This window comes from Paraburkholderia aromaticivorans (assembly GCF_012689525.1).
GTDB lineage: Bacteria > Pseudomonadota > Gammaproteobacteria > Burkholderiales > Burkholderiaceae > Paraburkholderia > Paraburkholderia aromaticivorans_A.
Map to the genome: position 1 here is coordinate 497643 of NZ_CP051515.1, position 13748 is coordinate 511390.

Here is a 13748-nt window from a genome sequence, read left to right on the forward strand (position 1 = left end):
GACTATCAGGCCATGCGCGGCGTGGGAAGAAACGCAGAGCGGCAACGGTCCTCACGACTCATTCTCATGATGCGCTTCGAGGTGATCGACCAGCATGCGCGCAGGAAGCGGCAGGGTGTCAAAATTGCGCGCAATGATCGACAGCGGTCGCAGCGACCACGGTTCGTCAAGCTCAACGACGCGAAATGGCGCCGAATGCACATAAGGTGTCACGCTTCCCTTAGGGAGCACGCCGATGCCGAGTCCCGCGCTGACCATGTTGCGCACGCCCTCGAAACTTGTCACCTCGATGCGCACGCGCAGGCGGCTGCCGTCACGCTCAGCAGCGGCGCGGCACAGTTTGGAAATGGACGTCCCGTAGGGCATGCTGACGAAGTCGTCCTCCAGAGTGTCCGCGAAACTCACGCTTGCGCGCCCGGCGAGCCGATGATCCGACGGCACGATCACGACCAGCTTATCCACGCTGTACGGGCGCCACTGCAGATCGCGGAGCGAGTCCTCGGTCGCCGAGCAGATGCCCAGATCGGCGATGCCGCTGGCGATCGCCTGCACCACTTCATCGCTCGACTTCTCGACCATGTCAATCCGCACGTTTGGATTGGCGCGTAGAAACGAACGCAGCACGCCGGGCAGATACTGAACCATGGCGGTAAAGTTCACATAAATCCGCGTGTGGCCCCTCAATCCCGCCGAATACTCAGACAGTTCGTCCGAAATTTGCTGCAGGTGCTCGCTCAGCCGCTTCGCGTGATGATAGAGCGCTTCGCCCGCGGGCGTAGCTTGAACACCGCGGCTGTGCCGATATAGCAGCGGCGTGCCAGCGTCGTCTTCGAGATCGGATATGCGCTTACTGACGGCCGATGCCACGATGTGCGTGCGGGACGCGGCAGCGGCAATGCTGCCCTCTTCGATGACCGCCACGAAAATGCGCAGTGACTCCATGTCGAGTCGCAACGGCCGATCTGCTGAAACACGCATCCTCACTCCTTCAGGGGGGAATATCCGGTCGGTTGGCACCCATCGCGTTTGGCGATGCCTGTATTGAACATTGAGAAGTGTTCAATCAGCACGGCAACCGGCATCCTATGTGTCATGGAGATCGGTCCTCGCAGGATCGGATCAAGACGCGGGACCGGCAGCGTGCATGGCGATTTTATGGCGAGGGAAGCGACGTTGCTCTGGCCGCCGCCGGTGGAACATGGTACACCGCCGCCCAATTGCACGATATGTTGCGGCGCCGCGCGTGCCGGCGCTGTGAGACCGGAACGCCTGAAAATTCTGTTGAAAATAGGAAGGAGACGAGAGATGGAAAACAAAGAGCTAACGATGAGTTCGCGAACTCACTGGTACGACGGTCTCACGGCAATGCACTGGCGTGTACTGAAAGCGAGTTTTCTCGGCTGGATTTTCGACGGCTACGAAGCACTGGCACTCGTCGTCGTTCTCGGGCCGATGCTGCATTCGGTCCTGACGCCGGCGCAAGCCGCGTCCCCTACGACCTATGCGGGTCTGGTCATCGGCATCACGTTGCTCGGCTGGGGCGCGGGCGGCCTGATCGGCGGGATTCTCGCGGACTATGTCGGACGTAAGCGGATGATGCTCTGGTCCGTCTTTCTCTATGCGTTGTTTTCGGGGTTGACGGCGTTCTCGCAGACCTTCTGGGTGTTGTGCGGGCTGCGTTTCCTCACGGGCCTCGCAATGGGCAGCGAATGGAGCACGGGCGTCGCGTTGCTGTCGGAAACCTGGCCGGAGCGGGCTCGCGCGAAAGGGGCCGGCTTCCTGCAATCGGGCTTCGGCTGGGGCACGCTGATCGCGGCAGTCGTGTGGTATGCGCTTTCGACGACGCACCCATTCGGCGCCGAAACCTGGCGGCTGATGTTCGTGCTTGGCGCAGTCCCGGCGCTCTTCGTGCTGTACATTCGCCGCGGGGTCAGCGAGTCGGAGAAATGGCAACGCGCGGTGCGCGAGAAGCGCTGGAGCGCGACGAGTACCGGGCAGGTTGCGGGCGACGCATCCGCATCCGGGAAGCGTCCCTTCACGCTCACGCAACTGTTCAATGAACCCGAAGCACTGCGCCGCACGCTGCTCCTGCTTGTGCTGTCGATTGTCACGACCGTCGGCTGGTGGGCCATTTCAAGCTGGCTGCCGACCTTCACCGTATCGCTCGCCAAAGCCGAGGGGATTCCGGACGCGTTGTCGTGGGGCTCGAAGATATCGATCGCGTACACCGTCGGCGCGATTGTGGCCTACATGATCGCCGGTTTCGTCGTGGACGCCATCGGACGGCGAGCCTTCCTGTCACTCACGTTCGTCGGTTCGCTGATCACGACGTTCGTCACGTACAAGCTGACCACAAGCGTCGAAGCGATGATGATCGTGGCGCCGATCAATGGCTTCTTCACCTTGGGCTGTGCTTATGTCTGGATGGCGATCTACCCATGTGAACTCTTCGGTTCCAGCGTACGTTCCACCGCGATCAGCTTCGTGTTCAATGCGGCGCGCCTGATCGCGTGGGTCTTCCCGATCATCGCGGGCAGCATGATCAAATCGTTTGGTGGCGTGTCGCAGGCGGCGTTGGCGCTCGGCTCCGTGTATCTGATCGGCATCGTGCTGCCCTGGTTCTTGCCTGAGACGCGTGGCGCAGGCATGCCGGACTGAGACCGCGATTTTTTACGCGGATCAGGACACCATGAAAATACTTTCATCATTTGGGATGTCTAACTTTATTTCGGAGATTTGAAAAATGCCTCAAAACTTTCGTATTGGACAGATTGTTCCAAGCTCGAATACGACCATGGAAACCGAGATTCCGGCCATGTTGCGTGCCCGTGAAGCCATTCGCCCCGAGCGGTTCACTTTCCATTCGAGCCGGATGAGAATGCACAAGGTCACGAAGGAAGAATTGGTCGCGATGAACAAGGAAGGCTTGCGCTGCGCGGCGGAACTCGCCGACGCTCGTGTCGATGTCATGAGCACCGCGTGCCTGGTCGCGATCATGGCGATGGGGCCCGGCTATCATCGGGAAACTGAGCGCGAGCTGTTGGAGGTCGCGCGCGCCAATCATTGCCTCGCACCCGTCATGACCTCCGCGGGCGCTTTGGTGGAAGGCCTGAAGATCATGGGCGCTCGTCGGATTTCGCTGATGGCGCCGTATATGCGCCCGTTGACCGACCTGGTTGTTGCTTACATCGAAAACGAAGGAATCGAAGTCATCGATTCCCTCTGCTTTGAAATTCCCGATAACCTCGAAGTCGGTTTGCGCGATCCGATGCAACTGGTCGACGACGTTCGGCGCCTGAATACCGAAGGCGCTGACGTAGTCGTAGCGTCCGCATGCGTCCAGATGCCCTCATTGCCGGCGATTCAGCGCATTGAAGACATGTTGGGAATCCGCACGGTCTCGACTGCGGTATGCACCGTGCGGCGCATGCTGGATCATCTCAAGCTCGAGCCGATCGTCCCTGGCGCCGGAGCGTTGCTTTCCGGCGCGTGATGGGCAACGGGCGAGTCAGCTCGGAAAGCTATCCCCGAACATAGGCAGGCCGCTATTCGACTCGGCCTTGCTTGCCTCGTCCTGCAGCACGTCCCAATGCTCGGCCAGCACGCCGCCCGCAAAGCGCAGGATATCGGCGGCGACCCATGCGGCGGGGCGCCCATGACCTGAAAAGCGCCCATGCACGATCACATAATCGCCGTCCGCCACGATCACGCCGGGTTCGTATCGCAATGTCGGCGGCAAGGTCTTGATCAGGTTGAACAGACCGTCGCGCCCCGGTGCGATATGCGCGCTGTGCTGGATATAGTCGGGCGACCAGAAACGCTCGGCGGCGGCGTAGTCGCGTTGGTTGAAAAGCGTATCGAACGCTTCGAGTACAAAGGCCTTGTTGGCTACTTCGGTCGTGGTGGTCATGATGGTTTTCCTGAAAGGTGGATGGCGTGGCGGCGTGTCATGCCGCCACGGCCTGAAAGGACGGATAGTCGGTGTAACCCTCGGCTGTCGCGCCGTAGACCTTCGGCCAGTCGACTTCGGCAAGCGGCGCATCGACGGCAAAGCGCGCCGGCAGATCCGGATTGGCAATGAACGGTCGGCCAAACGCGACCATATCGACGAGCCCGGCTTCGATCAGCCGATTGCCGCGCGCACGATCCATATCGACGTTGGCAATGATGTTGCCGCGGTAGAGCTCACGGAAATGGCGGAACATGCCATCGCCGGCCAATGCTGCGAGCGGCGTCGCCGACAGGTCGGCCATTGCGCCCATCAGCAGTAGATGAGAGAGATCGAATTCGTTGAGCCGGCCGATGACGTATTCGGAGGTGGCAAGCGTTTCGTCATTGGACACGAATGCACCCGTCTCCGACGTTGCAGGTCCCGTCTTGATGCCGGTGCGCTGCGCCCCGACTGCCTCGACCACCGTTTCCACGACTTCGAACAGAAAACGCGCCCGGTTCTGTGTCGAACCGCCGTATGCATCCGTACGCAGATTGGTGCGAACGTTGAGGAACTGGTTGAACAGATAGTGATAGCCGCCCTGGATCTGCACGCCGTCAAAGCCGGCCGCGATCGCGTTGCGTGCGGCCCGGCCAAAGTCGGCGACCGCGCGACGGATCTCGTCCTTCTCCATGGCACGCGGGACCACGGTGTCCTTGCGGCCGGCCGCGGTCACGCTCTGCTGCTCCGGATTGACCGCTGACGCGGATCGCGGCGCCTTGCCGGCGTGGAAATCCGGATGCCCCAACGAACCCGTGTGCCAGAGTTGCGCGACGATCCGGCCACCCGCGCGATGTACGGCGTCCGTCACCGTGCTCCAGCCACGCATCTGGGCTTCGCTCCAGAGTCCGGGCACGTTTGCCCAGCCGACTGCCTCGGGGCTGACGAAAACGCCTTCGCTGACAATCAGCCCCGCCGAGGCGCGCTGCGCATAGTACTCGGCGTGCAAGGCCGTCGGCACAAGCTCGGGATTCGCCGCGCGCGTGCGCGTCAACGGCGCCATGACGATGCGGTTGGGCAGATCGAGGTCCCCCAGCCGAATCGGCTTGTGCAGGGGCTGGTTGCTTTCGATGTTCATAGAGATTTCCTACGACGTTTGAAGGATTCACCGAACACAATGGTGATTGACATTGAGTCTGATGGGCCGATCGCGAAAAGTCAATGTCGATCACCATTGTATTTTTCGAAGATGGTTATAATCGAGCTGACAACGGCGTGGGAGCATTGAACGATGGGCGTTTCAAAACAGCAGGTGGTGGAGAACCGGAAGACCATCATTACGGCTTCGGAGAAGTTGTTCCGTGCGCATGGCATCGACGGTGTGGGCCTGAGCGCGCTGATGAAGGCCGCGGGCTTTACCCAGGGCGGCTTCTACAACCACTTCGAATCGAAGGAGGCGCTGGCCGCTGAAGTCGTGGCGACCGCGATGGACAAGTCCAACCGCGACCTGCAAGAAGCCATTGCCGCGCCGCTCGAGCCGGGCGGGAACCGCCTGAAGCGACAGGTGGACTTCTACCTGTCCGGCACGCATTGCAGCGATATCGAGCAGGGTTGCGCGATAGCCGGCCTCACCGCGGACGTGCGCCGGCTTGGCCATGAGGCACAGTCGCACTTCGCAAGCGGCCTGCAAACGATGCTTGAAACGTTCACAGCGCTCGTCGCGGAACAGCGCGCCGAAAGCGGCGAGACGGACGAAGCGCGCCGGGAGGCCATCGCGTTCTACAGCGAGATGGTCGGTGCGCTGATCCTGTCGCGGGCGGTAGCCGATGCCAATCCCCAACTCGGAGAGGAAATACTGAACGCGAATCGTCAGACGCTGCTCAGAAAGCTCGCGCTGGAAGAGGGGCAGGGCAAGCGCTGACTTCCAGCGAAAGAGGGACTAGCACTCCAGGTGGCGTCAGGGAACCCGAAAAATGCCTCTATCGAAGATTGATCTCAATCTGTTCGTTGTTTTCGAAGCAGTCTATAAAACGCGAAACCTGACGCGTGCAGCGGAGATGCTATTTATCACGCAGCCTGCTGTCAGCAATGCGTTGGCGCGTATGCGCAAGGCGTTCGACGATCAACTCTTTGTGAGCACGTCGGCCGGCATGGTGCCGACTCCGGTTTCCGAAAACATCATTGGGCGCGTCCGCGAGGCGCTACAACTGCTCGATTCGAGTACCCATGCCGGCGAACTATTCGATCCGGCTTCGTCGGAACGAACCTTCCGGCTGAGCATGAACGACCTGACCGAGGCGTTGCTGCTCCCTGCGCTGGAGGAAGTTCTGCAACGCCTCGCACCCGGCATACGCATCGAAAGCTATTTCACGACGCGCAGAGATGTGCCTGAAGCATTGGCGAGCGGCGCGGTCAATCTGGCGATCGATGCGCCGCTGCTCGACGACCCCTACCTCGAGCAGGAGCCGTTGAGCCGGGACCGGTATGCATGCATGCTGCGTCAGGACCACCCGTTTTCGAAGAAGAAGCTAACCATCGATGACTACCTCGGGTTCGGTCACATCCACGTGTCCAGCCGGCGGCAGGGGCCCGGTCTCGTCGACGCGGAACTCAACAAGCTAGGTCTCAGGCGTGCGATCCAGACGCGGGTTCAGCACTATCTGGTCGCCCCCTTGATCGCGATGCGGACCGATCTCGTCCTTACCGCACCGCTCACGCTGCTTCAGCGTTATGACGCACGTATCCTGGAGTTGCCGTTCGATCTTCCCAATCTCGAGTCACATTGCTACTGGCACCGAAGCGTCACCGGCGATCCGGCGCACCGTTGGCTGCGCGAGCAGATCGGCGGTCTCATGCGGGAGGCGAATCCATAGTCGGTATCACGAAAATATATCGCTAGCTATCACAACAATAAATTTCCTGAATGATGCGGGGATCGGTATTGTTCTAGTCATGTTTAGACGAGGACGACATGGCGGAACTCTACCTTGTACGGCACGGTCAGGCGTCTTTCGGCGCGGCAAACTACGACGAGCTATCACCTTCCGGTTGCCAACAATCGCGATGGCTCGGAGAGTACTTCGCGCAGAACGACCTGGCGTTCGATCGGGTTGTCATCGGCACGATGCGACGGCATGAGCAAACCGCTGACGCACTGCTCGCAGCGATGCGAGGTTTGCAAGTCGAGGTCGTGCAAGACGCGGGTTTGAACGAATACGATTTCCAGGGCTTGTTTGCGGCTCTCGGCGAGGACGAGTTTCCGCTGAGCTCTTCTGCCGAAAGTTCGAAGAAGAGCTTTTACAAGCGGCTCAACAAAGTGCTGCAACTTTGGTCCGACGATCTCTTGCCGGGACGGGTTCCCGAAACGTGGCGACAGTTCCAGTCGCGCGTCGAGCGCGCACGTCTCGCCATCCTGCGAGCGGGAGGCAGGCGGGTTCTGGTGGTGAGTTCCGGCGGTCCGATTGCTGTCTTTGCCCAGCAGATTCTGCAGGCGCCGGCGGCGACCGCCATTGCGCTCAACATGCAGATCCGAAATAGCAGCGTTTGCCAATACGTCTTTAACGACACTGCGATGTCGCTAGTCACCTTCAACTCGCTGCCTCATCTCGAGCCTATCGAGAGGCGCGAATTCGTCACCTACGGTTGATTCGAATCGGGACTCCCGCAACATTATGAATACTGGCCTTCAATTCGACGTCGAAAAACTCACGCGTTATCTGACGGCGCACGTGCCCGGGTTTAAGGGGCCGTTGTCCGTCGAGAAATTTGTTGGTGGACAATCCAATCCAACTTTTCTTCTGAGAGCGCAAAGCGGCAGCTATGTCTTGCGGCGTCAGCCGCCCGGCATGTTGCTCAAGTCCGCGCACGCGGTGGACCGTGAATTCCGCGTGTTAACGGCCCTCGACCAAACGCCGGTCCCTGTCGCGCGCGCATTTCACCTTTGCGAGGATCGTGACGTCATTGGCAGCATGTTCTACGTCATGAGTTTCGAGGACGGACACATCTTCTGGAATCCGGCGTTGCCGGAAGTGCCCGTCGGCGAGCGCGGCGCCATTTACGATGCTCTGCTCGGGACGATGGCGGCCCTCCATGACGTGGATGTCGAAGCGGTTGGTCTAGCCGACTACGGTCGCCCCGGAAATTATTTCGCGCGCCAGATCGACGTATGGACCAAACAGTATCGTGCAGCGCAGACCGACGCGCTCGAATCTGTCGAGGCACTGATCGAGTGGCTGCCGGCGCACTGCCCGGTCGAAGCCGGCAAGCCTTCGCTCGTGCACGGCGATTTCCGTATCGACAACCTTATTTTCGAGCGTGGCTCGTCGCAGGTTCGCGCGGTTCTCGATTGGGAACTCTCCACGCTCGGCAATCCTCTGGCCGACCTCGCTTACTTCTGCATGTGTTTGCGACTCCCTCCCGCCGGTCATATCGCCGGGCTTCAAGGGTTGAACAGGACGGAGTTGGGCGTGCCGGATGAGGCGGTGATCATCGAACAGTACTGTCGGCTGCGGGGAATTGCGTCGATTGAGAACTGGAACTTCTACCTTGCGTTCAGCTTCTTCCGGCTTGCCGCCATCGCACAGGGCGTAAAGAAGCGGGCGTTGGGCGGCAATGCGTCGAATGACAAGGCGCGCCAGGTCGGAGAGATGGCAGGGGCGCTTGCGAAGATGGGCGTTGAGCTGATCTGACGGCAGGCGGGAAAGTGGAAACCTGAAACACACAGAGGCTGATCGTGACTACTAATTTGTTTAGTCTGAAAGGAAAGGTTGCACTGGTTACCGGTGCCAGCCGAGGTATCGGTGAGGAGATTGCCAGGTTGCTCGCCGAGCAAGGCGCCCACGTCATCGTATCGAGCCGCAAGCTCGAAGATTGCGAGGCGGTGGCGAGCGAGATCAGGAGCGCAGGCGGGAGCGCAGAGGCAAAACCGTGTCATGTCGGTCGCGTCGAGGACATTCTCGCGATCTTCCAGGATATTCGTGCGCGGCATGGCCGTCTGGATATCCTGGTCAACAACGCGGCGACGAATCCCTATTTCGGCCATATTCTCGATACCGATCTGGTGTCTTTCGAAAAAACGGTCGAAGTCAATTTGCGCGGTTACTTCTTCATGTCTGTGGAAGCTGGCAAGTTGATGCGGGAGAACGGCGGCGGTGCGATTGTCAACACGGCTTCCGTCAACGCGTTACAGCCGGGCGACAAGCAGGGGATCTACTCGATCACGAAAGCGGCCGTCGTCAACATGACGCGGGCATTCGCGAAAGAGTGTGGGCCGTTGGGGATTCGGGTGAATGCGCTGCTCCCAGGTTTGACCAAAACCCGATTTGCCGGGGCGCTGTTCGACGATCAGGGCACGTATGAAAGCTGGATGTCGAAAATCCCGCTGCGCCGTCACGCGGAGCCTCGCGAGATGGCGGGTACCGTGCTTTACCTCGTCTCCGATGCCGCGAGCTATACCAATGGGGAGTGCATTGTCGTCGACGGTGGACTGACGATTTAGTCACCAGGTCGGTGCACGGTATTGGACGATGCATCGACGACATTTACCAGCAATCAGGAAGATTAAAAATGGATTTCTCATATAGCCCGAAAATGGAAGCGCTGCGCACGCAGGTGCGCGCGTTTATGGACACGCATATCGTTCCGCGCATCCGGCAATGGCATGAAGAAGTGAGCGCGGGGCAATATCCCGTCTCCTTCATGGAGAGCTTGAAGGAACAGGCGCGTGCGGAGGGCCTCTGGAATCTTTTCCTTCCGCATCTGCGGGATGACGAGCCAGGCACCGGTCTGACCAATCTCGAGTACGCCCCCTTGGCCGAGATCATGGGGCGCGTATCGTGGGCCTCCGAGGTATTCAACTGCAATGCTCCGGACACGGGCAATATGGAACTGCTCCATATGTTCGCCACACCGGCTCAGCGCGAAGAGTGGCTCAAGCCTCTCCTCGACGGCAAGATCCGCTCGGCGTTTGCGATGACGGAGCCGGCAGTGGCTTCCTCGGACGCGACGAATATCACCACGTCGATTCGTCGTGATGGAGACGACTATGTCATCGATGGGCGAAAGTGGTTCATCACGAACGCGGCACACCCGAATTGCAAGATCTTCATCGTGATGGGGAAAACGGACCCCGACGCACCGGCCCACCGTCAGCAAAGCATGATTCTCGTGCCTCGCGATACGCCGGGCGTCAAGATGATCCGGAATATCACGGTAATCAATCACGTGGCGCCGGAAGGCCACTGCGAGATCGAATTCAAAGGCGTGCGCGTACCGCGGTCGAATCTGCTCGGCGAAGAGGGGAGCGGCTTCGCGCTCGCTCAGGCGCGCCTTGGACCGGGACGGATTCATCACTGCATGCGTTCGATCGGCGCCGCTGAACTCGCGCTCGAGTTGATGGTGGAACGGGCCCAGTCACGCACGGCATTCGGCAAGGCGCTGCATGAGCACGGCTCGGTCGCCGAGTGGATCGCGAAGTCGCGAATCGAAATCGATCAAGCGAGGCTGCTGGTTCTGAAGGCTGCGTGGATGATCGATAACGTGGGCGCGAAGGAAGCACGCAAGGAAATCGCGATGATCAAGGCGCTTGTGCCGAGCGTGCATACCGCCGTCTGCGAGCGGGCGATACAGGTATTCGGCGCAATGGGGCTGAGTCCCGATACGCCTCTGGCGGATAGCTGGACTTGGGGGCGTGCGCTGCGTTTTGCCGATGGCCCGGATGAGGTTCACCTGCAGAGCATCGCTCGCATGGAAATCAAGGCCCAGCGATACGAGCCGGGAAGCGCCAATCCCTATTTGACGACGCCGGTGTAGGCCATAGGCCGGGCCTTTTCGGAAATCCTCTACGGGCGACACAACGTCGCCCTGGTCGCCGAGCAATATGACGCTTCGGGTCATGAATACGCCAACGCGATCGCCGGTGTGTCAGCGCGACGACTGGCCGCCGTCCTCCGACTCACTCAGCAGAGACCGCGTCTCTTCCGACGGCTCTGTAGCGAGTACGCTTTCAAAGGTATCCATCAAGCTGGACACGGCATAGTCGGGCGACCAAAGCTGTCCCGACTCGCCACTGTCCCGGCTCGCTTCCCACGCCGCCAGCGCTGCATTGCCATAGATGCCGACGAGCGACAGTCTGTGATCGAGTAGCGACAGCGGAACCTGCGGAAGCAGGTCGCGGAGCTGCGCGTTGCAACGCTGATAGCCCAGATTCCACTTGTTTTCTAACGCCTCGCGCAAGAACGCGCGGTTGTTCAACTGCAAGTTGGCGATCATGCGGATGTAGGTCGCCTGACCCGTGCGCTCCGCCAGATCAAGCATCGGAAAGATCAGCGCGCCCAACACCGCTCGCACGGTGATCCCACCCTCTACCTCCAGTCTATCGAGCCGCGCCTGACGATCTTCGTCGATGAGCTGCGCGCCGTCGACGACCAGTTCGCGTGCCAGTTCAAGTTTGTTCCCAAAGTAATAGCGCAACGACGCGCTATTTCGCTGTCCTGCGGCGGAAATGATGTCCTGCACGGACACGCCATCCAATCCGCGCAACGCGAACAGACGCTGCGCTTCCTCTTTCAAGCGAGTTCGGGTCTCAGCCCCATCCGAGCGTAGGGGTTTTCCTGATGTAACCATTACTTTACCGTTTCGAGTTAATTAACTAAACTGAGTTAACTAACCCAGTTGGAGAAACTTAGCATGAAAATCGTCATTGTTGGAGGAGGCATTGGCGGCCTCACAACCGCCCTGGCGCTGTTGCGCTATGGCATCGAGCCGATTGTACTGGAGCGTGCGCCGCAGTTGACGGAGGTGGGAGCGGGCGTCCAGATTGCCGCGAACGGCACGATCGTGCTCCGTGAACTGGGGCTCGAGCCGGCGCTGGCGAGCATTGCGACCGTGCCGGAGCGCTTCGATTACCTCGAGTTGTCGACGGGGCGTCTGCTGTACGTCGCGCCGCTCGGCAAGGAAGCCGAGGCGCGTTACGGCGCGTTGCTCTACAACGTTCACCGGGCCGATCTGGTCGATTTGCTCGCAAAGGCGTTGCCGCCCAATGTGGTCCGGCTGGGCGCAGAGTGTGCGTCCGTTTCGCAGGACGAAGACGGCGCTTACGTCACACTGCAAACCGGCGAAGTGATTCGTGGCGATGCCGTGATTGGTGCGGATGGCATTCACTCGGCCGTTCGAACGGCCCTTCGGGGACCCGAAGAGAAGCAGTTCGCCAACATTCTGATGTGGCGCTCGCTGATCCCTGCGGACCGGCTCACAGGGCTGAGGCTGCCGGTGGCCGGGAACAACTGGTTCGGCGTTGGCAGAAACATCGTCTCGTACTGGGTTCGTAAGGACCTCTACAGCATTCTGGCGTCGGTGCCGGCGACTGAAGTGAGCCGTGAGTCGTGGACGCAGTCGGGGGACGTCGCACAACTGCGGCGCTCGTTCGAGGGTTCTGAGCCGACCGTCCAGACCATACTGGAAGCCGTGGACTCGGCTTTCATCACGGGGATGTACCACCGGGATCCGATCGAACACTGGAGTACCGGACGGATCGCCTTGCTCGGCGACGCCGCGCACGCAATGGTGCCTTACCTTGCGCAAGGTGCCTGCCAGGCGATCGAAGACGCGTGGGTCCTCGCCAGTTGCCTCAATGACCATGGCCCGGCGGGCGTTCAGGACGCGCTTCTGGAATACGAACGGCGTCGTCAGCCGCGTACCACGCGGATTCAGGCTGGAGCGCGATTTGTCGTCGACTGGGCGCACGAGCCTGACGAGGCGCGTGTGCGTCAACGCAACGGACGCCTGAAGGGGCTCTCGCGTATCGACCCGTTGGCTGAGGCTTCGTGGTCGTTCGCCTGGGGGCACGACATTCTCAAGGCCGCCAAGCTGCCGCCGGGCGAGGTCGTGGGCTTGAGCGCGGCGCGTGAAGGAAAGCGGATGGCGCGCCCCGAGAGCCAGCGCGCCTTCGATCTTTGGAAGGGCGTGTTCACGCCGGATGACATCGCGCGTGGCGACCGCGGGCAACGGGCGGCTTACGAACGGTTCCTTCTGGAGCAGTTCCCTGCGCCCGCAGACACAGAAGTGACGGAAGTCGATCTTCACGGGGTGAGTTCGTTGCGGGTGGTTGCCGCGGGCGTAGGGCAAAAAGCGACCGTATTGCACTTCCACGGCGGCGGCTACGTGCTGGGTTCGGCGACGAGCTCGGTTGAATACGCAAGCCGTCTTTCGCGTGCGCTGAACGGTCCGTGCTACACGGTCGACTATCGTCTCGCCCCCGAGCATCCCTATCCGGCGGCATTCGACGACGCATTCAGTGCCTATCGCGGCTTGCTCGCTTCGGGCGTCGATCCGTCGACGATATTCATGAGCGGCGAATCGTCCGGGGGCGGCCTGGCTCTGGCTCTGGGCGCCGCGCTACGTCGCGCGGGCTTGCCCTTGCCGGGCGGCGTCATCGCAATCTGCCCGCTCACCGACCTCACGCTGGGCGGTCCCTCTGTCATGGCGAATTCGGGAGACGATCCGGCCGCGAATCGCGAGACGCTTTCCAACCTTGTCGCGTCCTACTTCCAGGGCCACGAGCCGACAGATCCGATGGTTTCGCCTCTGTTCGCGGACCTGGCAGACCTGCCGCCGGTGTTCATTTCCGCCGTGGAGGGCGAGGTACTGGAAAGCGATACGACTCGTTTTGCGGAGCGGGCCAAGGCGGCCGGGGCGAATGTGACGTTGAAAATGGTGGCCGATTCGGTTCACGTCTTCACGCTCTTCCCGTTCCTGCCGGAAACCGCTGAAACGCTCGACGCGATAGGCCAGTGGAGCCGCCGGCTGCTTCAGGAGTAAC

General features: G+C 60.7%; 13 protein-coding genes. 9 read left to right on the forward strand and 4 right to left on the reverse strand.

All coding sequences use genetic code 11. The features are described from left to right. Positions 1 to 51: 51 nt before the first annotated feature. Positions 52 to 978 (reverse strand): LysR substrate-binding domain-containing protein, encoded by a 927-nt coding sequence (locus HF916_RS14090; RefSeq protein WP_240975540.1) that lies wholly within the window; start codon positions 976 to 978, stop codon positions 52 to 54. Positions 979 to 1326: 348 nt separating this feature from the next. Between HF916_RS14090 and HF916_RS14095 the strand changes: the two genes are divergently transcribed. Both HF916_RS14095 and HF916_RS14100 read left to right on the forward strand, forming a co-directional pair. Further along, entirely contained in the window at positions 1327 to 2658 is a 1332-nt protein-coding gene (locus HF916_RS14095) for an MFS transporter (protein WP_240975541.1), read from the forward strand. An 85-nt stretch (positions 2659 to 2743) separates the two neighbouring features. Then, positions 2744 to 3493, forward strand: a complete 750-nt coding sequence (locus HF916_RS14100) for a maleate cis-trans isomerase family protein (RefSeq protein WP_206001883.1) — start codon at positions 2744 to 2746, stop codon at positions 3491 to 3493. A gap of 15 nt (positions 3494 to 3508) precedes the next feature. Here the strand turns inward: HF916_RS14100 and HF916_RS14105 are convergent, their stop codons facing one another. Both HF916_RS14105 and HF916_RS14110 read right to left on the reverse strand, forming a co-directional pair. After that, the gene (locus HF916_RS14105) at positions 3509 to 3910 is read right to left on the reverse strand and encodes a nuclear transport factor 2 family protein (RefSeq protein WP_168789555.1); all 402 of its coding nucleotides are present in this window, start codon (positions 3908 to 3910) and stop codon (positions 3509 to 3511) included. A 37-nt stretch (positions 3911 to 3947) separates the two neighbouring features. Then, positions 3948 to 5069: an alkene reductase gene (locus HF916_RS14110; protein WP_168789556.1), complete on the reverse strand. Its 1122-nt coding sequence runs from the start codon at positions 5067 to 5069 to the stop codon at positions 3948 to 3950. Between the two features lie 153 nt (positions 5070 to 5222). Here HF916_RS14110 and HF916_RS14115 point away from each other — a divergent pair, with 153 nt between their 5' ends. The 6 genes from HF916_RS14115 (at position 5223) to HF916_RS14140 (ending at position 10741) form a co-directional block, all read left to right on the forward strand. Further along, a complete protein-coding gene (locus HF916_RS14115) occupies positions 5223 to 5852 on the forward strand; it encodes a TetR/AcrR family transcriptional regulator (protein WP_168789557.1) in 630 nt (209 codons plus the stop codon). A 52-nt stretch (positions 5853 to 5904) separates the two neighbouring features. Further along, a complete protein-coding gene (locus HF916_RS14120; RefSeq protein ID WP_168789558.1) occupies positions 5905 to 6804 on the forward strand; it encodes a LysR family transcriptional regulator in 900 nt (299 codons plus the stop codon). Positions 6805 to 6902: 98 nt separating this feature from the next. Then, on the forward strand, positions 6903 to 7577 hold the full coding sequence (locus HF916_RS14125) for a histidine phosphatase family protein (RefSeq protein ID WP_168789559.1): 675 nt from the start codon (positions 6903 to 6905) through the stop codon (positions 7575 to 7577). Between the two features lie 22 nt (positions 7578 to 7599). After that, positions 7600 to 8619, forward strand: coding sequence for a phosphotransferase (locus HF916_RS14130; protein ID WP_206001927.1), 1020 nt, complete (start codon positions 7600 to 7602; stop codon positions 8617 to 8619). A gap of 44 nt (positions 8620 to 8663) precedes the next feature. Further along, on the forward strand, positions 8664 to 9428 hold the full coding sequence (locus HF916_RS14135) for an SDR family oxidoreductase (protein ID WP_168789561.1): 765 nt from the start codon (positions 8664 to 8666) through the stop codon (positions 9426 to 9428). A gap of 68 nt (positions 9429 to 9496) precedes the next feature. Continuing rightward, positions 9497 to 10741, forward strand: a complete 1245-nt coding sequence (locus tag HF916_RS14140) for an acyl-CoA dehydrogenase family protein (protein ID WP_168789562.1) — start codon at positions 9497 to 9499, stop codon at positions 10739 to 10741. Positions 10742 to 10852: 111 nt separating this feature from the next. On the opposite strand, the gene HF916_RS14145 is transcribed toward HF916_RS14140, so the two are convergent. Next, positions 10853 to 11500 (reverse strand): TetR/AcrR family transcriptional regulator, encoded by a 648-nt coding sequence (locus tag HF916_RS14145; RefSeq protein WP_206001884.1) that lies wholly within the window; start codon positions 11498 to 11500, stop codon positions 10853 to 10855. Between the two features lie 117 nt (positions 11501 to 11617). Here HF916_RS14145 and HF916_RS14150 point away from each other — a divergent pair, with 117 nt between their 5' ends. Beyond that, positions 11618 to 13747: an alpha/beta hydrolase fold domain-containing protein gene (locus HF916_RS14150; RefSeq protein ID WP_168789564.1), complete on the forward strand. Its 2130-nt coding sequence runs from the start codon at positions 11618 to 11620 to the stop codon at positions 13745 to 13747. Position 13748 lies beyond the last annotated feature (1 nt).